The organism is Sphingopyxis sp. Root1497, from assembly GCF_001427085.1.
In the GTDB taxonomy this organism is placed as follows: Bacteria; Pseudomonadota; Alphaproteobacteria; order Sphingomonadales; family Sphingomonadaceae; genus Sphingopyxis.
Genome location: NZ_LMGF01000003.1, coordinates 452,590 through 475,387, shown reverse-complemented (window position 1 = coordinate 475,387; position 22,798 = coordinate 452,590). Strand labels below are relative to the sequence as shown.

Below are 22,798 nucleotides of genomic sequence, written 5' to 3'. Positions count from 1 at the left end.
GAGGAAGCGCCGACCGAAGCCCGCTATCGGCGCGGCTTTGCGGGATGCGCGGCATTGTCGCGCTCCTCGTTCGCCAGCTTGCGCCAGCGCTCGAAACGCTCGGCGCTCAGCGTGCCCTCGGCAATCGCCGCCCGGACGGCGCAGCCGGGTTCGACGCCATGCGCGCAATTCGAGAAGCGGCAGTCCTGTGCGGCGAGGATGAAGTCGTCGAACACCTCCGATATCCCGGCCGCCGCGTCGGCCAGTTGCAGTTCGCGCATGCCGGGGGTGTCGAGCAGCCAGCCGCCCTGGTCGAGCCGGTGCATTTCGCGCACCGTGGTCGTGTGGCGCCCGGTGCCGTCGGCGGCGCGGATCGCCTGGGTGGCGATGCTGTCGGACCCTCGCAACGTGTTGACGAGCGTCGATTTTCCGACGCCCGAGGACCCGAGCAGCGCGACGGTTTCGCCCTTGCCGCACCAGGATGCGAGCCTGGCGACGCTGGCCGGGTCGCGGCCATCGACGGTTTCGACGCGCAATCCCGGTTCGATCGCGCGCGCCGCCGCCGCGAAGGTCTCCGGGGTGTCGGTCAGGTCGGTCTTGGTGAGCACCACCACCGGGGCGACGCCGACCTCGCGCGCCAGCACGAGATAGCGTTCGAGCCGGGCGACGCTGAAATCCTGGTTGCACGAGGCGGTGATGAACAGCGTGTCGACATTGGCGGCGATCATCTGCTCCTTGCGCGGGTCGCCCGGCGCGCGCCGCTTGAACAGATTCTGCCGGCCAAGGACACGGACGGGGAGCATCGTGGCGCGATCGACCAGCAGCCAGTCGCCGACCGTCGGATGATCGTCCATTGGGCCGGCGCCGGGAATATAGGGCGAGACAAAGCACCGGAACCCCGCGCCTGCGACGGCGATCTTGCCGCGGTGGACGGCCATGACCCGCACCGGAAGGCAAAGCCCGGCCTCCTCGGGCGTGACCTGCTCGGCGAACCAGGGCCTCCAGCCGAGCGCTTCCAGCGTCTTTTCGGGCGGGGTGTCATCGGGCGGTGTCATGCGGCTGAGGCCATATCCTTCCTGTTGGTCGACCGGGTGCGGGTCCCGGGCGCATCGTAGCAAAGCTGCGCCTATCGCGTTCGACGAGTCGCCCCAACAACAAAGGGCTGCTCCGTCCGGAGCAGCCCTTCCATTGTCTTGCCTGTCGCGGACAGCTTAGCCGAGCTGGACCCCCGCGGGGAAGGTCGCGCTCAATTCTGCCGCATGCGGCGTGTGACAATGAGACATTCGACCACCTCCTTTCGCTTGTTGACGATAGGATGAATGTAGGAGTCCCATCGCATTGTGCAAGCTGTTTGAGACCATCTTCCTTTGCCGGCTCATGCGGCGTCCCCGGCCTCATTACGCGGTGGGCGACCGAACCGCCGCCCAGTCCAGATCGAAGCGCGCCAGATATTTGCGCAGCCGGTCGGCGTCGTTGGTGCTGGTCCGCTGTTCCCGCGAAACCGCGAACAAGGTGCGTCCGGCGTCGGACAGCGATCGGGCGCCGCGGCACGCTTCGACGACGAAGGCGAGCTGGACGCGGTCGAACGGATCGATCGCGGCGAGTTCTGCGCGGGTCAGGATCCGGGCGAGACTGTCGCCCTGCGGCGTTTCGGCGCTCCAGGTCGCGCCGAGCCGCGCGATTTCGAACCCCACCGCGTCGCGGTCGATCCGTCCGGTATCGCTGAGCGTCGCCATGCGAGTGACGCTGGCGGCGAGGTCGCGGAAATTGCCCTGCCATTTCGCCGCCGCGCTCTCGGCAAAGGTGAGATAGCGATCGCGCGCCTCCTTGTTGAAAGTGACGCGCGAACCCTCGCGCTGCGCAAAGCGTTCGAGTTCATAGTCGAGATTGGGGGCGATATCCTCGCGCCGGTCGGCGAGGCCGGGCAGCGCGAAGGTCCAGAGGTTCAGCCGCGCGAACAAGTCGTCGCGAAAGCGGCCCGCCGCGACCTCGCCGACGAGGTCGCGGTTGGTGCCCGCGATCAGCTGGAAGTCGCTTTTCGCCTCGCTGTCGGCGCCGACGGGGAGGAAGCGCCCTTCCTCGATCGCGCGCAGGATCATCGCCTGTTCGTCGAGGCCGAGTTCGCCGATCTCGTCGAGGAAGAGCAGCCCCTTGTCGGCGCTCCTGAGCAGGCCGGGGCGATCCTGCGCGGCGCCGGTGAAGGCGCCCTTGCGGTGGCCGAACAGCGCCGACATCGCGCTGTCGCCCTTGAGCGTCGCGCAATTGACCTCGACGAACGGCCCGCTGACCTGGTGGCGCAGCTTCTTGAGTTCGTAGATCTTGCGCGCGAGCTGGCTCTTGCCGGCGCCGGTCGGCCCCATCAGCAGGATCGGCGCGCGGCTGCGCACCGCGACCTGTTCGATCTCTTCGATCATCCGGTTGAAGGCGGGGTTGCGCGTTTCGATGCCGCTTTTCAGGAAACTCGTGCTCTCGGCGCTCGCCTCGGCGAAGCGCGTCGCGATCGAATCATAGCGCGACAGGTCGAGGTCGATGGCGTTCCATGTCCCGACCGGCTGCGGCGCGCCGCGCTGCGGCTGGGTCTGGAGCAGGCGGCCGGGCAGGTAGCGTGCCTCGCTGAGCAGGAAGAGGCAGATCTGCGCGACATGCGTGCCGGTGGTGATGTGGACCAGATAGTCGTGCGTGTCGGGATCGAAGGGAAAGTCGCGCGCGAAGTCGAGCAGCTTGCCATAGACCTCCTCGAAATCCCAGGCGTCGTCGAAGTCGAGGATGTGCGGCACGACTTCGGTTTCGGGCGAGACGTCGCGGATGTCGTCCATGACGAACTCGGCGAGGCGGCGGTGGTAGCTGCCGTGGAGCAGGATGAAGCGGTCGACGCGCAGATCCTCCTGCATGCAGATGCTGACCGTCGGGCGCCACTTGTTCCAGCGCGAGGGGCCGAACTTGGCGGCGTCGAGGGTCGAGCCGAGGAATCCGATGACGGTGACGGGCTTCATGGATGAATTTATACAAATTTATAAGAGACGATACAAGATCATCGAATTTTCGATTGTGCGCCATGCGAGCCTTTGCTGCGCTCATTTTTATTATTGTCTAAAATCATATAGTTGATCGAATACTTCTCGGTTGCCGCGCATTTGGCACGCCTCCTGCAACTCTGTTGGCGTCGGGTTCACGTCCCCGGCAGCAGCGGAGCAAGGGGCGGCCGGAATGGGCCGGCCGCCCCCAGGCTCCGACAAGATTTCGAAGGAGTTGGACGATGGCCAACAAGACTCTCTTTTCGGCGGCATTCTCCCGCTTCCTGCCGCGCACCGACGCGGTGAACGAGGCCGGCGGGGCCGCCTATGCCTATGGCCCCGAAGCCAAGCTCGCGCAGCTTGCCGCAACGGGCACGCTGTCGGACGGTTTCTATTCGGGCGCCGACGCGCAGCTCGCCGACGTCCTGTCGGCGGCGCGCGCGGTGTCGCCCGATTTCGTCGCCAAGGCCGCGGTCTATGCCCGCAAGTCGGGGGCGATGAAGGATATGCCGGCGCTGCTCGCCGCATACCTGACCGTCGCCGATCCGGACCTCGCGGTCCCGGTGGTCGGCCGCGTCATCGACAATGGCCGCATGCTGCGCAACTTCGTGCAGATCATGCGTTCGGGCCAGGTCGGCCGCCGTTCGCTCGGGTCGCGTCCGAAGCGGCTCGTCCGCGAATGGCTGGAAAAGGCTTCGATGCCGCAATTGATGGCGGCGGCGACGGGCAACGACCCGAGCCTCGCCGACATCGTCCGCATGGTCCACCCGGCGCCGGCTTCGGCCGACCGCCGCGCCTTTTACGGCTGGCTGATCGGCAAGCCCTATGATGTCGCGGCGCTGCCGGCGGAGATCGCGGCGTTCGAGGCCTGGAAGCGCGACCCCAAGGGGGCGTTGCCGCCGGTGCCGTTCGAATGGCTCACCGCCTTTCCGCTGACTGCCGGTCAGTGGGCCGAGCTTGCGGGCCGCATGGGCTGGCAGGCGCTGCGCATGAACCTCAACACGCTGGCGCGCAACGGCGCGTTCGACGTGAAGTGGGCGACCGCCAAGGTCGCAGCGCGGCTAGCCGATGCCGATACGATCGCCCGGGTTCGCCCGGCGCCGTATCAGCTGATGGTGGCGATGGGCCAGGTCGGCGAGGCGGTTCCGCTGCGTGTCCAGGCGGCGCTCGAAGAGGCGCTCGAACTGTCGCTCGCGACGGTTCCGGTGCTGGCGGGCCATGTCGTGGTCTGTCCGGACGTCTCGGGCTCGATGAGCTCGGCGGCGACGGGGTACCGCAAGGGGGCGACCTCGGTCGTCCGCTGCATCGACATCGCGGCGCTGGTCGCGGCGGCGGTGCTGCGTACCAACCGCCAGGCGCGGGTGATGCCGTTCGATGTCGACGTCGTCGGCGTGGCGCTCGATCCCAAGGCGCGGGTCGCGGTCAACGCGGCACGGCTGGCGGCGATCGGCGGCGGCGGCACCAATGTGTCGGCCCCGCTTGCCCGGCTGAATGCCGAGCGGGCGAAGGTCGATACGGTGGTGATCGTGTCCGACAACGAAAGCTGGATCGACCCGACCCGGCGCGGCGCCACGGCGACGATGAACGAGTGGAACAAGCTGAAGGCCCGCAACCCGGGCGCGAAGCTGATCTGCATCGACATCCAGCCCTATGGCACCACGCAGGCGAAAGATCGCAAGGACATCATGAATGTCGGTGGCTTCACCGACGCGGTCTTCGACGCCATGGCCCGCTTCGCTTCCGGCGAAACGCGCGACTGGGTCGAGATCGTCAACGAAACGGAGGTTTGAAGAAAAGCGTCACGGCGAATGCCGGAAAGGACTACACTTCGAATGTGGGGGTCGCGGGTTCGAATCCCGCTTGTCCGGAAACGGACAGTAGCTCAGCGGATAGAGCACCAGCCCTAGGGCATGTCTTTTCCATCCCTCGTCGCCGTGACGCCAATGAATTTCAGGATTGCCGTGGCGAATGCCGGTGGGACTACATCCCAAACGAGGTCCAACGAGTAAAGCGCCCCAGCCCCGGAAACGGACTGGGGAGATGCGGGTTCGAATCCCGCCGCTGGAACGTAGCTTAAGGACCGCCGTCTCACCAAAACTCGTCGCCACGGCGACCCAAACTCCGGCGAATGCGGGACGGGACTACATCCTGTCACGATGGGCTTTGGGCCGTCTCGTCCCTGATCTTTCGTCGCCGGAACCGACATAGGCTGGCAAATGCCGGTGGGACTACATTCCAAAGGTGCCAGTGGCGGGCTCCGCCTACGCGCTGGCTTGAATGTCTCATCAACTCTCGTTGCCAGTACCCGGACAACAGTCGGCGAATGCCGGCGGGACTACAGGGTCAGAGCGTCCACCCCCGGGTGGAAGGTCGGCGGTTCAAGTCCGCCCCCGGCTTGCCGGAGTAGCTCAGGAAAAATGTCTCGCCACGCCTCGTCGCCGGCACCATGAAGATGATGAAAGAAGGAGGTCAGCCATGACCCAGACGACTTATGAAGTGCTGAACGTCGAGGGCGGACGCCCGGTCAAGATGTGGACCCGCGGCGTGCCCGTCGAGGACATGGCGCGCGCGCAGCTTCGCAAGGCGGCGCAGATGCCGTTCGTGTTCAAGCATGTCGCGGCGATGCCCGACGTCCACGTCGGCATCGGCGCGACCGTCGGATCGGTGATCCCGACCAAGGGCGCGGTCATTCCGGCGGCGGTCGGGGTCGACATCGGCTGCGGCATGATGGCGGCGCGCACCACGCTGATGGCGCACGACCTGCCCGACACGCTCGAGGGCATCCGCAGCGCGATCGAGGCGGCGGTGCCGCACGGCCGGTCGGTCGGGCGCGGCAAGCGCGACACCGGTTCGTGGGGCGATCCGCCGGCGGCGATCGTCGACGCCTGGGCGACGCTCGCCGAGCGTTTCGGCCATATCGTCGCCAAGCATCCGCGGCTGAAGAACACCAACAACCTCACGCATCTGGGGACGCTCGGGACGGGAAACCATTTCATCGAGCTGTGCCTCGATACCGAGGCGCGGGTGTGGGTGATGCTCCATTCGGGGTCGCGCGGCGTCGGCAATGCGATCGGCACCTACTTCATCGAACTGGCGAAGAAGGATATGCGCAAGTGGTTCATCAACCTGCCCGACGAAGATCTGGCGTACTTCCCGGAAGGGACCGACCATTTCGACGATTATGTCGAGGCGGTGGGCTGGGCGCAGGACTTTGCGGCGCTGAACCGGCGGATGATGATGGCGAATGTGATCGCGGCGCTGCGGCGCCAGATCGCCAAGCCCTTCGAGGCCGAAGCCGAAGCGGTGAACTGCCATCACAATTATGTGACGCGCGAGAATCACTTCGGCGAGAATGTCCTCGTCACCAGAAAAGGTGCCGTGCGCGCGGCGAAAGGCACGATGGGGATCATCCCGGGATCGATGGGCGCGAAATCGTTCATCGTGCGCGGGCTGGGCAACCCGGAAAGCTTCGATAGCTGCAGCCATGGCGCGGGTCGTGTCATGAGCCGCACCGCGGCGAAGAAGCTCGTCACCCTCGACGAGCATATCGCCGACACCGCGGGGGTCGAATGCCGCAAGGACGAAGGCGTCATCGACGAGACGCCGAAGGCGTACAAGCCGATCGAGGCGGTGATGGCGGCTCAGGCCGACCTCGTCGAGATCGTCCATACGCTGAAGCAGGTGGTGTGCGTGAAGGGGTGATCCCCTTCACGCCGCTATCATCGGGGGCTGCGATGCACGACCGGGTGGCCGAATGGCGACAGGACGGCCAGATTTTCGTCTGGCGCTATCCGAAACGCAACAAGCATGCGGGCGAATGGCATTTCACCGGCGATCCGGCGGGGTGCCGTTCGATCTGCGACCTCATCGACCGGATGGCTGGCGGTGAGGCCTGTCATCGGACTTTGAAGCTCGTGCAGGTGACGGATGCGATCTCTTCCGCTCCCAACTTCGGCGAGCTTAAGGCGGATCGCTTCGCTTCGATGCGGATCGCATTCGAACCCGATGCTGGCGATCTTGCGATGGAGGAGGACGGCGACAGGCTGATCCTAACCGTTGGGAACAGCCGGCTTTGCGACCTGCGAGCGGCTTTTGCCGAAGTGGAAGTCGGGATCGGCGATTTCGGCATAGCGACGTCCGACGATCGCAAGGAAAAGGGCTGGTGGTTCTGGTGGATGCCTCGGTCCGCCGGGCGTTATGAACAATAGTTGGAAAAAGATGAGTATCGAACCCGCCATCCGGCAAGAAATCGAAACCCGCCTGTCCGCCGTCGAGGCGGAAGATGGCGTGCGCCTGCTGCTCGCGATCGAATCGGGGTCGCGGGCGTGGGGTTTCCCGTCGCCCGACAGCGATTATGACGTGCGCTTCCTCTATGTCCGGCCGCGCCGCGACTATCTGGCGCTCAGCCCGGTGCGCGACGTGATCGAACGGCCGATCGTCGACGAGATCGACCTCAACGGCTGGGATATCCGCAAGGCGCTGGGGTTGATGCTGCGCAACAATTCGGTGCTGTCCGAATGGATCGGATCGCCGATCGAATATCGCGACCCCGACCCCTTCGTCGCGCGCATGGCGGAACTGAAAGATCGGCATTTCGATCCCAACGGCTTCGCGCTGCACTATGCGAAACTCGGGCGTACGGCGATCGCGCGCTGGCTGCAGGACGAGAGCGAGGTCGCGGTGAAGCGTTATTTCTATGCGCTGCGCCCGGCGCTGGCGATCCGTGTGCTGCGGCGCGATCCGTCGCGCCGGCCGCCGATGCAATTGCAGCAATTGATGGCCGAGGCCGACCTTTCCGCTTCGCTGGCGGGCGAGATCGAGCGGCTGGTGGCGATGAAGGCGGATACGCGCGAGGCCGGACCTATCGCGCGCTTGCCCGAGATCGACGCGCTGATCGCCGACGAACTGGGGCGTGCGGACGAAGTGCCGGCGCGCCCGACAAGCGAAGCCTTCGCGGCGGAGGCGAACGACCTGTTTCTGGAATTGGTAGAAGACACATGATCATCATCGACGGATCGGAAGGCGAAGGCGGGGGGCAGGTGCTGCGCTATGCGTGTGCGCTCGCGTTGCTCACGGGCACGCCCTTCACGATCGAGAATATTCGCGGCGGGCGCGAGAAGCCGGGGTTGATGCGCCAGCATGTGACCGCGATCGAGGCCGCGTGCGTGATCGGCGGCGCCGAATGCACCGGGCTGGCCGTGGGATCGAACAGCCTGTCCTTTCGTCCCGGCCGGGTGACGCCGGGCGACTATCATTTCGCGGTGGGCACCGCGGGCAGCACCGGGCTGGTCCTCCAGACGATCCTGGTGCCGCTGATGCTCGCCGATGCGCCGTCGCGCCTCGTGATCGAGGGCGGAACGCATGCGATGGCGGCGCCGCCGTTCGAATTTCTCGAGCGCACGTTGCTGCCGGTCATCAACCGCATGGGCCCGACGGTGTCGGCGCGGCTGGTGCGGCATGGCTTTTTCCCGCGCGGCGGGGGGCGGATCGAGGTCGACATCGTGCCGGCGCCGCTGCGCCCGATCGCGTGCCTGGCGCGTGGCGGCCTGCGCCGCGTCGGCGCGACCGCGATCCTGGCGGGCATTCCGTTCGACGTCGGCGACCGCGAACTCAAGACCGCGGCCAAGACGCTGGCCGACTGGCCGGAGGACGCCTTCGCCACCCGGCAGCTTCCCGCCGAGCAGGGGCCGGGGAATGCCCTGATCCTCGAGGCGGCGTTCGAGCATGTGACCGAAGTGATGTCGGCATTCGGAAAGATCGGGGTTCCGGCCGAGCGGCTTGCCAAGACCGCCGCGCGGCGGATGGGCGGCTATCTCGCCTGCGACGCCTTTGCGGGACCCTATCTGCAGGACCAGCTTCTGCTCCCGTTCGCGCTGGCGGGGGACGGCGTGTTTTCGACGGTGAAAGTGAGTCAGCACACGCTGACCGCGGCGGCGCTCGTCGCGCACTTTGTCGGACGCGGTTTCCGGTTCCGTTCGTGCGAGGACGGGGCGACGCTGGTCGAGGTGGTCAGCGCCTAGGATATGTTCGGCTCGACCAGCCGGTCTTCCGAACCGCGCGGCGGCAAGAGGGGCCTTCACCCGCCGCGCGGCACCGGGGCCGCGGCCTTCGTCCGCCGTGAAAATTGACTTTACCCGGTCAGCGCGCGACTGGTCTTGCGACATGCCGACGAAACACTGGATCGCGATCATCGCGCTTGTGCTGTTGGCCTGGCTGTCGCCCACCCGGGCGGCGGCTGCGGCGGGGGCCATGCCGACGGTGGAGCTTCGCACCGGCGAGGAGGCGCCCGCGCTCGCGCGCTATGTTCGCTACAAGACCGGGACCGCGCATCCCGCCACGATCGATGCGGCGAGCGTGCTCGCCGAACCGCTCGCGCGTATCACCGGATCGACGATCCATTTCGGACCGCCCGGCCGCAAGACGATGGTGATGGTCAAAGTCCGCAACGTCGGCGACCATCAGGGCAGCTGGATTTTCAGCACCGGACGCGGGTCGCTCACCTATTTCCGCCTGTACGAAATGACGGGCGACCGGCTCACGCTCCTCGTGGACGGATCGAATGCCGAGGCGGCGAGCGAAAATCTGCGAACCTATCAGGCGTTCAGCACCGAATTCGTGCTCGATCCGGGGCAGGAAAAGCTTCTCGTCATCGATTTCCTGTCGGAAAATTCGACCTATCTTCCGCTCAAGATCAGCAGCTACGGGACCTTCTTCGATGAGCGGCGCGCGAACGTTGCGATGGTTTCGGGCGTGGTGTCCGGTGTCGTCGCGCTGGTCCTGCTGAACTTCCTCTTCTTCTCGATCACCGGGCATCGCGAGTTCATCTGGCTCGCGGTCGCGCAGGGCTTCTTCGCGCTCAACACCGTGCATTCGGAAGGCTATATCACCATCTTCTTCCTCGCCGATCGTCCGCTGGCCGGGGTCGCGATCGAGGATCTCTTCAAATGCGGCTTCGCCGCCGCGATGGCCCAGTTCTGCCGCAGCTTTATCCGGACGCCGCAGCTTTTCCCGCGCCGCGACATCGCGCTGCGCATCCTGATCGGCGCGGCGCTGCTGATCATGGCGCTGCAGCCCGCGCTGGCGTACTACCCACCCGGGTTTCGCCAGTCGCTGCACGTCGGCGGCTGGCTGGTCGCGATTTCGGTCGCGCTGTTCCTCCCCTTCGTCGGCTTTGCCGCGATGCAGCAGCTCGGCCGCCAGCTCTGGCCGCTGTTCGTCGGCTGGGGCAGCCTCGCGGTCTTCATCATCTATGGCGCCGTCGCTTCGATGGGGCTCTTCGCCTGGCTGCCGATCAACTGGCATCTCGCCGGACCGGTCGGGCTGTTCGAATCGATCATGGTCACGCTCGCGCTCGGCCTCAATCTCAAGAAGATCCAGAACGACAAGCTCGCCGCCGACCGCAACTATGCCAGCTCGCTGGCCGAGCGGGTCGAAATCAGCGAACGCGCGGCGCGGCTGGCCGAGGAAAAGGCCTTCGCGCTTGCGACGGTGAACAGCCAGAACGCCTTGCTGCACGCGTCGGGGCACGACAGCCGGCAGGTGATCCTGGCGCTCAACAGCGCGGTCGAGGTGCTGCGGCGCGGCGACGAGGCCGGGGTTCATCGCGAACTCACCGACATGCTCGAAAGTTCGGCGACCTATCTGGGCGAGATCGTCTCGACGACGATGTCGGGCGCCAACATCATCGGCAGCGACACGGGATTCCTCGCGCTCGGCGCCTTCGAGGCGCGGGCGCTGGTCGAACCGCTGCAGATGATGTTCAAGGCGCCCTTCGCCGACAAGGGGCTGTCGCTCGAAACGCGCGTCGTCGGCGACATCCAGCTGATCTCGGACAAGCCGCTGTTGATGCGCGCGCTCGCCAACCTCCTGGGCAACGCGTATCAATATACCGAGACGGGCGGCGCGCATGTCGTCGTCGAACGCCGCGATACGGCCGCGGTCATCGCGATCACCGACAGCGGCCGGGGAATGCCCGCCGCGATCGTCGCGGCGCTGAACGGCGACGGCGCCGCCCGGCTGCGCGCCGACGAGAGCATGCACGGCACCGGTTCGGGCTTTCGCGCGGCAAAGCGGCTGATCGGCGGCTTGGGCGGCTCGCTCGAAATCGTCGCCTCGTCGGAGGCCGGGACCGCGCTTCGCATCGTCCTGCCCTGCGCCTTCGCCGAGGTCAGCCCCTGTTCGACCGCCACGTTGCAGGCCGGGCTGCGCGATTGGCTCATCCTCGATTTCGACCAGCGCCAGGCCTTCGACGCCGGGCTGGCGGCCGCCGCGATGCCGCGCAACAGGATCGCCGCGCTGACCTATGACGACACGACGGTGACCCGCGGCCGCCTTGGCGACATGGTCGGGCTGGCGATCATCAAGCCGCCGTGCCGCGAACTCCTCGCGCACCCGGCGTTCGGGGCGTCAGAGCAGGCCTAGTTCCAGCGCCCGCTCGACGATCTTGCGGTTGTTCGGCACGTCGAGCTTGCGCCGCACTTCGGCGATATGGAACGACACGGTCGGCTGCGCGATCGACAGGCGGTAGGCGATTTCCTTGTTGCTCTCGCCCTGTCCCAGATAGTGGAGGATCGCCATCTGGCGCGACGACAGCGCGACCGGCGGCTGCTGATACTTGCCGAGCGCTTCGCGCATATGGTCCGATATGAAAATGTCGCCGGCGAGCGCCGCGTCGCACGCCGCGACGATCTGGTCGGGCGGATCGGCCTTGCTCACCACCGCGCGCGCGCCGAGCTTCAGCGCATAATCGATCTCGCCCAGCAGGGTTTCGCCGGTCAGGACGATCACCGTCATGTCGCGCGATCCGACGATCTCGGCCAGCACGTTGACGCCGCGGACGTCGGGCAGGTTGAGGTCGAGGATGACGAGGTCGACGGGCTGCGACTGGACAAAGGCGTTGACCAGCGCGCCGCGATCGAGCGCGCCGACCACCGCATAACGTTCGTGCGCCGCAAACAGCAGTTTCAGCCCGCTTCGCGTGATGCCGTGATCGTCGACGATCAGGATTTGATGCTTGGCGGTCATTGCGGCGTCCATTCCAAAGCGCATCGAACGCGCATGCCCCACGGCGGCGGCCGGCCGCAACCCGAATAATCTTCGGGGCGATGCCGCCGCCGGGTGGCCATGCCAACCGGTCCGGCTTTGGTCCTTTTATCAACCGCTGCGCCCGGCGTTTGCGAACCCATCGGGCGGCGCCGGCAGGTGCCGGCAATTTTTCTGCGGGCGCCGTGTCCGGTTCGGCCGGCGTTTCCCGTCTTACCCCATGACAGCATGCGCGGCGGACCGATGCGGGTGCGCCGGCGGCTGACGCGGGGACATCTGCGCCGCACGAGCGAAGCCCCAGGTCGCGTTTTTCATCGCAGCCGCCCCCGCGCGGCGAGGATTAGGGGATTACCGATGCGCAAGACCACCAAGCTGCTTTTCACCGCCGCACCCGCGGCGCTCGCTCTGTCGCTGGCGATGCCGGCGCATGCCGACCCGACGCCCGAGTGCAACAGCGGGTCCGCGCTCAACGCGACCGAATGCGGCATCAATGCGGAAGCCGATGGCGAGGATTCGACCGCAGTCGGTGCCAATACCGCGACCCGCCAGCAATCGACCTCGATCGGCAGCGGCGCGCTCTCGGGCTTCAACTCGGTCGCGACGGGCTATAATTCGCTGGCCTTCCTGAATGCCGTGGCGATCGGCGCCGGCGCGGGAGCGGGCAACCAGGGCACCGCCATCGGCACCAACGCGCGCGCCACCGGCAATCTCAACGCCACCGCGGTGGGGACCGGCGCGCAGGCCGTGTCGGAAAATGCCACCGCGCTGGGCGGGATCGCATCGGCCGAGGGCGAAAATTCGACCGCGATCGGGTTCAACACCAAGACGCGCCAGCAATCGACATCGGTCGGCGCCAATGCGCTGTCGGGCTTCAACTCGGTCGCGACGGGCTATGATTCGCTGGCCTTCCTGAACGCGGTGGCGGTCGGCAGCGGCGCGGGGGCGGGCAACCAGGGCACGGCCATCGGCACCAACGCGCGCGCTACCGGCAATCTCAACGCCACGGCGGTGGGGACCGGCGCGCAGGCGATCTCGGAAAATGCCACGTCGCTGGGCGCCATCGCGTCGGCGGAGGGCGAAAACGCCACCGCGATCGGGTTCAACACCAAGACGCGGCAGCAATCGACGTCGGTCGGCGCCAATGCGCTGTCGGGCTTCAACTCGGTGGCGACGGGCTATGATTCGCTCGCCTTTTTGAACGCGGTGGCAGTCGGCAGCGGCGCGGGGGCGGGCAATCAGGGCACCGCCCTCGGCACCAGCGCGCGCGCCACCGGCAATCTCAACGCGACCGCCATCGGGACGGGCGCACAGGCGACCGCCGAGGAATCGAGCGCGCTGGGCGCCTATTCGGTCGCCAGCGCCGACGATGCGACGGCGGTGGGCGTCTTTGCCAATGCCACCGGCGCCAACAGCGTCGCGCTTGGCCGCGGGTCGCTCGCCGATCGGACCAACAGCGTGTCGATCGGCACGGCGGGCGGCGAACGCCAGCTGACCAATCTTGCTGCCGGGACCGCCGCGACCGATGGGGTCAATGTGGCGCAGCTCGACGCCGCCATCGCGGGTGTCGTGGCGGGCAGCAATCCCTATGTCGGTGTGGGCGGCGGCGGATCGGCGGCGCAGGCGATGGGCGACGACAGCTTCGCCGCCGGCGGCGGCGCGCAGGCGCAGGCCGACGGGTCGACCGCGATCGGATCGGGCGCGGTGGCCAAGGACGGCAAGGCGACTTCGATCGGCTTTGAAAATGTCGCCTCGGGCGACGGCGCGGTGGCAATCGGCGATCCGAACACGGCGACTGGCACCGGCGCGGTGGCGATCGGCGCGGACAACATAGCGACCGGCACCGCCGCTATCGCGCTCGGCAATCTGAGCAGCGCGACCGGCAATTCGGCGATCGCGATGGGTGACCAGGCGGCGGCTTCGTCGGACGGCAATGTCGCGATCGGCGGGCTTTCGCAGGCGACGGCGGCCGACACGATCGCGATCGGCCCCGACAGCCGCGCGACCGCCGCGCATGCCATCGCGATCGGCGCCTTCAGCCGCGCCGCCGCCATGGATGCGGTCGCGCTCGGCTGGGGTGCCCGCGCGACGGGGATCGGCGCGACCGCGACGGGTACTTTTGCCGAGGCGAGCGGCGAGCGCAGCACCGCGACCGGGCGCGACAGCATCGCGAGCGGGGTGGGGTCGACGACGACGGGCAACCTCAGCCGCGCGACCGGCCTGAACAGCACCGCGACCGGCATCGGAGCGCAGGCGACGGCGGAGAGCAGCAGCGCCACGGGTTCGGGCGCGCTGGCCAGCGGAGCATTTTCGACCGCGACGGGCAGCTTTACCGAGGCTTCGGGAGGCCGCAGCACCGCCACCGGCGATTTTGCGCACGCGACGGCGCTGCAATCGACCGCGAGCGGTGCGGGCAGCCAGGCAACGATGATGGATGCCACCGCCACCGGCTTCGTCAGCGTCGCGTCGGGGGTCGGCGCGACCGCCACCGGCACCTTCGCGCAGGCGACCGCCGAGCGTGCCACCGCGACGGGCCGCGACAGCATCGCCAGCGGGATCGGGTCGACGACGACGGGCAATCTCAGCCGCGCGACCGGGCTGAACAGCACCGCGACCGGCGTCGGCGCGCAGGCCAATGGCGACAACAGCAGCGCCACCGGCGTCGGTTCGCTGGCCAGCGGCGTCTTTTCGACGGCAACGGGCAGTTTCACCGACGCAGCAGGCGGACGCAGCACCGCCACCGGCGACTTCGCGCACGCGACCGGCCTGCAATCGACCGCAACCGGAGCCGGCAGCACGGCATCGGCGATGGACGCCACGGCAACCGGCTTCATCTCCCAAGCCAGCGCGGAGGGCGCGACCGCCACGGGCACCTTCGCCCGCGCCCAGGGGTTCCAAAGCACGGCACTGGGCCGCGACAGCCTGGCGAGCACCGATTTGTCGACCGCATTGGGCAGCGATGCCCAGGCCATCGCGCTGAACAGCGTGGCGCTGGGCAGCTTCTCGATTGCCGATCGCGCCAATACGGTGTCGGTGGGCGTGGCTGGGGGCGAGCGCATCATCGCCAATGTCGGCGCCGGGACGGCGGCGACCGACGCGGTGAACCTCGGCCAGCTGAACGCCGGGCTGGCCGGCGTGGCGGCGGGGGCGAACCCCTATGTGGCGTTCAACAGCAGCGGCCCCGCCGCGCAGGCGATCACCGATGGCGCGACCGCCATCGGGGCCGGTGCCCTTGCCAATAACGGCAAGTCGACCGCCGTCGGCACCGGCAATATCGCGTCGGGCAACGGCGCGGTCGCGATCGGCAATCTCAGCATGGCCAACGGACGAAGTGCCATCGCGCTGGGTGGCGAGGCGCGCGCATCGGCCACCGGCAGCATTGCGATCGGCGAAGCGGCGAAAGCAACGCAGGACGATAGCATCGCGATCGGTGCGGGGGCCGAGGCGACGGGGCTGCTCGGCACGGCCATCGGAATGAACAGCCTGGCCTCGGGCGAATATTCGACGGCAACCGGGGCCCGCGCCCGCGCGACCGCTGGGTCCACCGCAACCGGACAGGCCAGCGAAGCGAGCGGCGCCCAGTCCACCGCGACGGGACAGGAAAGCGCGGCGACCGGCGATCAGTCCACTGCGACCGGCCAAGCCAGTCAGGCCAGCGCCGACTTTTCCACGGCGACGGGGCAAGGCAGCATGGCCACCGGCAACGCCGCGACGGCGACCGGGCAGGACAGCATGGCAACAGGGAGCAGCTCGACGGCGACCGGGCAGGCCAGCCGCGCCACGGGCGAATTTTCCACTGCGACGGGCCAGGACAGCCGGGCGACCGGCGGTCAGTCGACCGCGACCGGCTATGGCGCGCGGGCCAGCGGCCTGTTCGCGACCGCGACCGGTGAAGACAGCCGGGCCATTGCGCAACGCGCGACCGCCGTCGGCAAGTCGGCGTGGGCGAATGGCATCAACAGCACCGCGCTGGGCGCCGATGCGGTTGCGATCGGCGAAAATTCGGTTGCCCTTGGCAGGGGTTCCGTCGCGGGACGCGCCAATAGCGTGTCGATCGGAAACCCCGGGGCGGAGCGCGTCATCACCAATGTCGCCGCCGGCACGATGGGCACCGACGCCGTCAATCTCGATCAGCTGAACGGCGCGATTGCGGCGCAATCGGTCGCGATCGGCACGGCGCAGTCGACCGCCGACACGGCACTCGCCAATGCCGCGACAGCGCAGGGGACCGCGAACAGCGCGCTCGCCAATGCCGCTACCGCGCAGGGCAGCGCAAACACGGCGCTGGCCAATGCGGCGACCGCGCAGGCGACGGCCGATGCGGCGCTGGCCGGCAATGCGACCAACGCGGCCTCGGCGGCGGCGGCGCAGAGCACCGCCGATACGGCGCTGGCGAATGCGGCCACGGCACAGGGCGCGGCGGCCGCTGCACAGGGCACGGCCAACAGCGCTCTCGCCAATGCGGCGACCGCCCAATCGAGCGCGAACGCCGCGCAAGGCACCGCGAACACCGCGCTCGCCAATGCCGCCACCGCGCAAAATGCGGCGATCGCGGCGCAGGGCACCGCCAACACGGCGCTGGTCAATGCCGCCACGGCGCAGGGCACGGCGAATACGGCACGGCTCGAAGCGGCGGCGGCGCAGGGGACGGCCGATACCGCCCGCCTCGAAGCGGCCGCAGCGCAGACCCGCGCCGATGCGGCGTTCGCCAATGCCGATGCGGCGCAGGCGACCGCCGATCAGGCGCTCGCGGCGGGCCAGACCAATGCCGCGGCCGCCGCGGCGGCGCAGGCGACCGCCGATACCGCGCGAACCGAGGCGGCCGCGGCGCAGGCACAGGCCGACACGGCGCGCGCCAATGCCGCGACGGCGCAGGACCGCGCCGATGCCGCCTTCGCCAATGCCGGGGTAGCGCAGGCGACCGCCACCACCGCGCGCACCGAAGCCGCGGCGGCGCAGCTGACCGCGACGACGGCGCGTTCGGAAGCGGCGGCAGCGCAGAGCACCGCGAACACCGCGCTCGCCAACGGCGCCTATTTCCGCGCCAACAGCACCGGACCGGGGCCGCAGGCGACGGGGGTCGACGCGATCGCGGTCGGGCCGGGTTCGGTCGCCAGCGGCAACCAGTCGGTCGCGATGGGCGCCAATGCCCGCGCGATCAACGGCCAGGCGGTGGCGATCGGCGCGGGCAATGTCGCATCGGGCAATGGCGCGGTGGCGATCGGCGATCCGAACATCGCGACCGGGACCGGCGCGGTCGCGCTCGGCGCGAACAACAGCGCGATCGGCACCGGGGCGGTGGCGCTGGGCAATGCCAGCAGCGCGACCGGCGACGGGTCGGTGGCGATCGGCAATGGCGCGGTCGCGAGCCGCGCGGGGCAGGTCGCGCTCGGCAATTCGGCGAGCACTTACACCCTCTCGGGCGTCGGGTCGGCGGCAAGCAATGCGGCGCAGAGCGGCACGCTCAGGCTGCTGACCACCGATGCGGCGGGCAATCTCGGCACCTCGGCGCTCGACATCGCGACGCTCGGCGGGCTGCCGAACCGGGTCAACCTGCTCGAACAGCAGACCGCGGCGCTCGACCAGCGCACGCTGGTGCTCGAACGCCATGCGGTGCAGGCGAACGGCGGCATCGCGACCGCGATGGCGATGGGGGGCACGATGATCGTGCCCGACAGCGACGTCTCGGTCTCGTTCAACCTCGCGACCTATCGCGGCGAACAGGGCTTCTCGGGCGCCGCGGTGGTCCGGCTTGCCCCGCGCGTCTATGTCAGCGGCGGCATCGCCGGGTCGACGGTCAAGGGATCGACCGGCGGGCGGGTCGGGGTGGCGTTCGGCTTTTGAATATAATTAGTATACGAACTATTGTGGACTGAACCCGCTTGTTCCATGGTCGCGCGCCGTATCACCGATACGGCGCGCGATTGTTTGTGGGAGCGGGCCTTTGCAGATCATTACCGACGACCGGGCCATCGACGGCGCGGTGCTGGGCGAGCGCATCGACCGCGCCGCGGGAGCGCTCGCCGCGCGCGGGGTCGGGGCGGGCGATTGCGTCGCGATCCTGCTGCGCAACGACATCGCCTTCATCGAGGCGTGCCTCGCGTGCCGGCGCCTCGGGGCTTATTGCGTTCCGGTGAACTGGCATTTTTCGGCCGAGGAAATCCTGTATGTCGTCGCGGATTGCGGGGCGCGGCTGCTGGTCGCGCATGCCGACCTGCTCGCGCGTGTCGCCGATGCCCTGCCCTGCCCGGCGATCGTGGTGCCGGTGCCGCCGGCGATTGCCGCCGCCTATCGGCTGACCCCTCCCGCCGTGGTGGGCGCGGATTGGGACGCGGCGCTCGCGGCGGCCGAGCCCTGGACACTGGCGTCGCCGCCCGCCGCCGAATCCTTGATCTATACCTCGGGCACCAGCGGTCATCCCAAGGGCGTGAAGCGCCAGCCGCCGAAGCCCGAACAGGTCGCGGCGAGCGAGGCGATGCGGTCGCGCATCTATGGCATCGGGCCGGGGGCGCGGGTGATGGTGCCCGCGCCGCTCTATCACACCGCGCCGAACCTGTTCGCGCACCGCGCCGCCGCGCTCGCCGACCTGCTCCTGCTGCCGCCGCGTTTCGACCCGCTGCGGCTGCTCGCCGATATTGAGACTTATGGCATTACCCATCTTTATGCGGTCCCCGCGATGTTCAGCCGGTTGCTCGCGCTGACCGACAAGCAGCGCGGCGCGCACGACCTGTCGTCGCTGCAATTCGTGCTGCACGCGGGCGGGCCGTGCGGGCCCGACGTCAAGGCGCGGATGATCGACTGGCTGGGGCCGGTGATCGAGGAATATTATGGATCGACCGAGGCGGGGCCGATCACCCATGTGTCGAGCGGCGAATGGCGTGCCTATCCGGGCACGGTCGGCAAGGCGATTCCGGGAGTGGAAATCCGTATCGTCGACGATGCGGGCGAGCCGGTGCCGACGGGTGAGGTCGGCGAGGTGCAGTCGCGCAACGCCGGCTATCCCGATTTCACCTATCTGGGGCGCGAGGCCGACCGCGCCGCGCTTGACCGCGGCGGCTATCTGGCGTCGGGCGATCTTGGTTATCTCGACGCCGACGGGCGGCTGTTCCTGTGCGACCGCAAGCGCGACCTGGTGATCTCGGGAGGCGTCAACATCTATCCCGCCGAGATCGAGGCGGCGCTGCAGACGGTCGAGGGGGTCGCCGACTGCGCGGTGTTCGGCATTCCCGACGAAATCAACGGCGAGGCGTTGCTCGCGGTGGTCGAGCCGGTAGCGGGCGCGGTGCTGACGGCGGAAGGCATCGGCGCCGCGCTGCGCAGCCGGATCGCGTCGTACAAGGTGCCCAGGCATATCGAGCTCACCGACGCGCTGCCGCGCGAGGAGACGGGGAAGATCCGCAAAAGGCTGTTGCGCGATCCCTATTGGGCCGCGGCGGGGCGGAGCATCTGAGCGCTTAGACGAGCTTAGGCAGGTCAGGCGGGGACGGTGCGCCGGAGCCAGGGAATGAGCAAGGCCTCGACCTCGGCGGCGCGTTCGGCCTGCGTCCAGTGGCCGCAACCCGCGAGCATATGCGCCTCGAGGTCGGGCACGACCGCGCGCATCAGCGGGACCGGGTCGGCAGTGCCGAGCACCAGCGCGGGATCGCTGCTGCCGCCGATGAACAAAGCGGGGCGGCGGATCACGGGGTCGAACCCACCCGCCCAGTCGAAATCGCGGCCATGGTTGCGATAGCGACCCAGCGCTCCCGCGAAGCCGGTGCGCGCGAAGGTCGCGGAGGCATGCGCGAAATAGCCGGGGTCGAGCCATGCCGGGAGCGTGTCGGGGAAGCGTATGCCGTCGAGCAGTTTCGCGCCATGCGGCTTGTCGTTCGGCCAGTCGCCGGGCGCGGCGTCGCCGGAGATGCTGTGATAGAAGGCGTGGAGGAAACGCGCCGGATCGGCCTCGAGCTCGGCCTCGGCGACGCCGGGCTCCTGAAAATAGGCCTGGTAGAAAAAGCGGCCCTTGTCGGTGAAGCGGCGCTTGAACATCGCGTCGAACGGCGCGGCGGCGCGGCCGAGCCAGGGGATCGACAGCGCGGCGACCGCGCCGAAGCGGTCGGGGCGCGCCATGACGCTGTTCCAGACGATCGAGGCGCCCCAGTCGTGGCCGACGAGCGTCGCCGGCGCCTCGGGCGAGAGGGCATCGGCGACCGCGACGAGATCGGCGACGATCGCCTCCATGCGATACGCATCGATCGCTTCGGGGCGGTCGCTGTCGCCATAGCCGCGGACGTCGATCGCGGCGGTGCGATAACCGGCGGCGGCGACCGCCGGGGCGAGCCGGTGCCACGACTGGCGCAGTTCGGGGAAGCCGTGGACGAACAGGACGAGCGGTCCGGAGCCCGCGACCTCGGCGGCGATGCGGACGCCGTCGGGGGCGGTGAAAAGCTGCGGTCTCTGATTCATCGCGTGGATCATTGCCCTAAAGGCTTCGTCATTGCGAGGAGCGAAGCGACGCGGTAATCCAGAGCGTGCGTAACCCGCTCTGGATTGCTTCGCTTCGCTCGCAATGACGATCCATTATCCGATTGGGTTCACCGCCAGGCGGTATCGCCCGGAAGGCCGAGGCGCAAGGCGGCCTGCCATGCGGGCGAGGACGGGTCCTTGCGCCGGTCGGCGAGCTTGCCCATCGCCTTGACCATGATCCGGTCGCGGGTGCCGAGGTCATGTTCGGGGCCGAGGGCTAGTCGTTCGCGTACCACGGGCGGGAGCAGCGACACCGCGGCGCGCGCAAGCGCCTTGTGCAGGAAGCGCGGCACCGAAGGCGCGGCGCGGCCCGAGCGGATGATGTCGAGGAACTCGCCGTTGATCGGGTGCGGCTCGAAGCGCGGGAGCAGCTCGTTCATCATGGTAAGGAATTCGGCTTCGGACTTCGGCGTATAGGTCACGCCGTACAGCTCGGCGACGGGCTGGCCGTCGGCCCAGAAGCGCGCCTGCTCGGCAGCCGACAGCGGTCGGACGAAGCGGTGATACGCAGTGAGGAAGCCATATTGGGCGGTGGCATAGACCCAGTTCAAAAGCTCGGGATCGAGCGCGGTATAGGCCTCGCCCTTCGGCGTCTCGCCCGACACCTTGGCATGCATGCGGTTGACCCCGCCGATCACGCGGCGCGCGGCGCTGGCGGGGCCATAGACGCCGACCATCGCCGCCATGCCGGTGCGCTGCGAGCGGCCGATCGGATCGACCTTGTAGATCGAATGGTCCCACACCCCCGAGCGGATGCGCGCGTCGGCGAATTCGAGCAGCACCGCCGCGACCCCGCCGACCGCCATCGCGACGGGGTTTTTGAAGATACGCCATTGCAGCGAATCGGGGGCGAGCAGCGCGGCTTCGCCCGCCGGTTTGGTGAAGTCGATCGCCATGCCGGGCGCCATATTGGTCATGCGGTTCATGCTTATCCCCCGGTCGCGATTGACCCCGTCGGAAAAGTTGTTATCAGATGTGATAACTATATGCAACGGACGAGACGATGGACCTGAACTGGAGCGCCGACGAAGAGGCTTTCGCGGCCGAGATGCGCGCGCTGCTGGCGCGCGCGCTGACCCCCGAGCTGCGCGCCGGTGCCGAGGGCGCGACGAGCGTCTATCCCGACCATCATGTGTCGATGGACTGGCAGGCGCGGTTGCACGCCGAGGGGCTGGCGGCGCCGCACTGGCTGCCCGAACATGGCGGGCGCGACTGGACCCCGGCGCAATTTTATCTCTACGCCCGCGAACGCGCGCGCGCCGGGGCGCCGTCGGTTTCGCCGATGGGCATCCACATGGTCGCGCATGTTATTGCGGCGTTCGGCACGGCGGAGCAGAAGGACTGGTTCCTGCCGCGCATCCTGACCGGCGAGGTGTTTTTCTGTCAGGGCTATTCGGAACCGGGGGCGGGGTCCGATCTTGCTTCGCTGCAGATGAGGGCGGTGGCGGATGGCGATGATTTCGTGCTCAACGGGTCGAAAATCTGGACGACGCATGCGGGCGAGGCGAACTGGATCTTCTGCCTCGTGCGCACATCGAAGCATGAGCGGCCGCAGCAGGGGATCACCTTCCTGCTCGTGCCGATGGACCAGCCGGGGGTGACGGTGCGCCCGCTGACGATGATTTCGGGCGAGCAGATCCAGGCCGAAGTGTTTTTCGACGATGCGCGCTCGGCGCGGGCGAATGTCATCGGCGAAGTCGATCGCGGTTGGAGCGTCGCCAAATATCTGCTCGAATTCGAACGCGGCGGATCGGCGCATGCCCCGGCACTGGCGATGCGCGTCGATGCGCTGGCGAAGCAGGCGCAGGGGACGATGGAGGGCGATGCGGTGTTCGCGCACAAGCTCGCCAGGGCGCGCATCCGGGTCGACATATTGGAGATGATCGAGCTCAAACTGCTGTCGGGGGCGGGGCAGGGCGAAAGCGTCGGCGTCATGGCGTCGATGCTCAAGATCCTGGCGACCGAGCTGGCGCAGCATATCACCGAACTCGCCTGCGAGGCGGCGGGACCGGCGGGGCTGGCGTTCCAGCCGCACGCGGGCATGCCGGGCGCTGCGGTGCCGGCGCATGTCGTGCCCGGGGACGGCCATGTGACCGGTGCGGCGTGGCAGGCGGTGGCGCCGCTGCGCTATTTCAACGAGCGCGCCGGGTCGATCTATGCCGGGTCGAACGAAATCCAGCGGAATATATTGGCGAAGGCGGTGCTGGGGTTGTGAGGTCATAATCCTCCCCGTCGCGCAGCGATGGGGAGGGGGACCGTCG

Annotated in this window: 14 protein-coding genes and 1 tRNA gene; 10 read left to right on the top strand and 5 right to left on the bottom strand. The window is 68.2% G+C overall.

The features are described 5' to 3' along the window. Window positions 1-23: 23 nt before the first annotated feature. Both rsgA and rtcR read right to left on the bottom strand, forming a co-directional pair. Window positions 24-1,034: a ribosome small subunit-dependent GTPase A gene (gene rsgA / locus ASD67_RS05735; protein WP_200937986.1), complete on the bottom strand. Its 1,011-nt coding sequence runs from the start codon at window positions 1,032-1,034 to the stop codon at window positions 24-26. Between the two features lie 342 nt (window positions 1,035-1,376). Further along, window positions 1,377-2,972, bottom strand: a complete 1,596-nt coding sequence (gene rtcR / locus ASD67_RS05730) for an RNA repair transcriptional activator RtcR (RefSeq protein WP_056344602.1) — start codon at window positions 2,970-2,972, stop codon at window positions 1,377-1,379. Window positions 2,973-3,235: 263 nt separating this feature from the next. On the opposite strand from rtcR, the gene ASD67_RS05725 reads away from it, so the two are divergent. The 7 genes from ASD67_RS05725 to ASD67_RS05695 all read left to right on the top strand — a co-directional run bounded on the left by ASD67_RS05725 (window position 3,236) and on the right by ASD67_RS05695 (window position 11,414). Further along, a complete protein-coding gene (locus ASD67_RS05725; RefSeq protein ID WP_056344600.1) occupies window positions 3,236-4,783 on the top strand; it encodes a vWA domain-containing protein in 1,548 nt (515 codons plus the stop codon). Between the two features lie 14 nt (window positions 4,784-4,797). Next, window positions 4,798-4,862 (top strand) — tRNA-Arg (locus tag ASD67_RS05720). Window positions 4,863-5,468: 606 nt separating this feature from the next. Continuing rightward, window positions 5,469-6,695, top strand: coding sequence for an RtcB family protein (locus tag ASD67_RS05715; protein WP_056344598.1), 1,227 nt, complete (start codon window positions 5,469-5,471; stop codon window positions 6,693-6,695). A 32-nt stretch (window positions 6,696-6,727) separates the two neighbouring features. Further along, a complete protein-coding gene (locus ASD67_RS05710; protein ID WP_056344596.1) occupies window positions 6,728-7,201 on the top strand; it encodes a hypothetical protein in 474 nt (157 codons plus the stop codon). Between the two features lie 10 nt (window positions 7,202-7,211). Further along, on the top strand, window positions 7,212-7,994 hold the full coding sequence (locus tag ASD67_RS05705) for a nucleotidyltransferase domain-containing protein (RefSeq protein WP_056344594.1): 783 nt from the start codon (window positions 7,212-7,214) through the stop codon (window positions 7,992-7,994). Next, window positions 7,991-9,013 (top strand): RNA 3'-terminal phosphate cyclase, encoded by a 1,023-nt coding sequence (gene rtcA, locus ASD67_RS05700; protein WP_056344593.1) that lies wholly within the window; start codon window positions 7,991-7,993, stop codon window positions 9,011-9,013. The genes ASD67_RS05705 and rtcA overlap by 4 nt, the downstream gene beginning before the upstream one ends. A gap of 142 nt (window positions 9,014-9,155) precedes the next feature. Next, window positions 9,156-11,414 (top strand): sensor histidine kinase, encoded by a 2,259-nt coding sequence (locus ASD67_RS05695; protein ID WP_056344590.1) that lies wholly within the window; start codon window positions 9,156-9,158, stop codon window positions 11,412-11,414. Here the strand turns inward: ASD67_RS05695 and ASD67_RS05690 are convergent. Then, window positions 11,400-12,017, bottom strand: coding sequence for a response regulator (locus ASD67_RS05690; RefSeq protein WP_056344588.1), 618 nt, complete (start codon window positions 12,015-12,017; stop codon window positions 11,400-11,402). The genes ASD67_RS05695 and ASD67_RS05690 overlap by 15 nt on opposite strands. Window positions 12,018-12,389: 372 nt before the next feature. Here ASD67_RS05690 and ASD67_RS05685 point away from each other — a divergent pair, with 372 nt between their 5' ends. Beyond that, window positions 12,390-17,876 carry a beta strand repeat-containing protein gene (locus tag ASD67_RS05685; protein ID WP_056344585.1) on the top strand — a complete coding sequence of 1,829 codons (5,487 nt, stop codon included), beginning with the start codon at window positions 12,390-12,392 and terminating at the stop codon, window positions 17,874-17,876. A gap of 100 nt (window positions 17,877-17,976) precedes the next feature. After that, a complete protein-coding gene (locus ASD67_RS05680; RefSeq protein ID WP_082544867.1) occupies window positions 17,977-19,482 on the top strand; it encodes an AMP-binding protein in 1,506 nt (501 codons plus the stop codon). 23 nt (window positions 19,483-19,505) lie between these two features. On the opposite strand, the gene ASD67_RS05675 is transcribed toward ASD67_RS05680, so the two are convergent. Both ASD67_RS05675 and ASD67_RS05670 read right to left on the bottom strand, forming a co-directional pair. Continuing rightward, on the bottom strand, window positions 19,506-20,477 hold the full coding sequence (locus ASD67_RS05675; RefSeq protein ID WP_056347057.1) for an alpha/beta fold hydrolase: 972 nt from the start codon (window positions 20,475-20,477) through the stop codon (window positions 19,506-19,508). 128 nt (window positions 20,478-20,605) lie between these two features. After that, entirely contained in the window at window positions 20,606-21,463 is an 858-nt protein-coding gene (locus ASD67_RS05670; protein ID WP_235535581.1) for an oxygenase MpaB family protein, read from the bottom strand. Between the two features lie 77 nt (window positions 21,464-21,540). Here ASD67_RS05670 and ASD67_RS05665 point away from each other — a divergent pair, with 77 nt between their 5' ends. Further along, window positions 21,541-22,752: an acyl-CoA dehydrogenase family protein gene (locus ASD67_RS05665; RefSeq protein ID WP_056344579.1), complete on the top strand. Its 1,212-nt coding sequence runs from the start codon at window positions 21,541-21,543 to the stop codon at window positions 22,750-22,752. The last annotated feature ends 46 nt before the right edge of the window (window positions 22,753-22,798 follow it).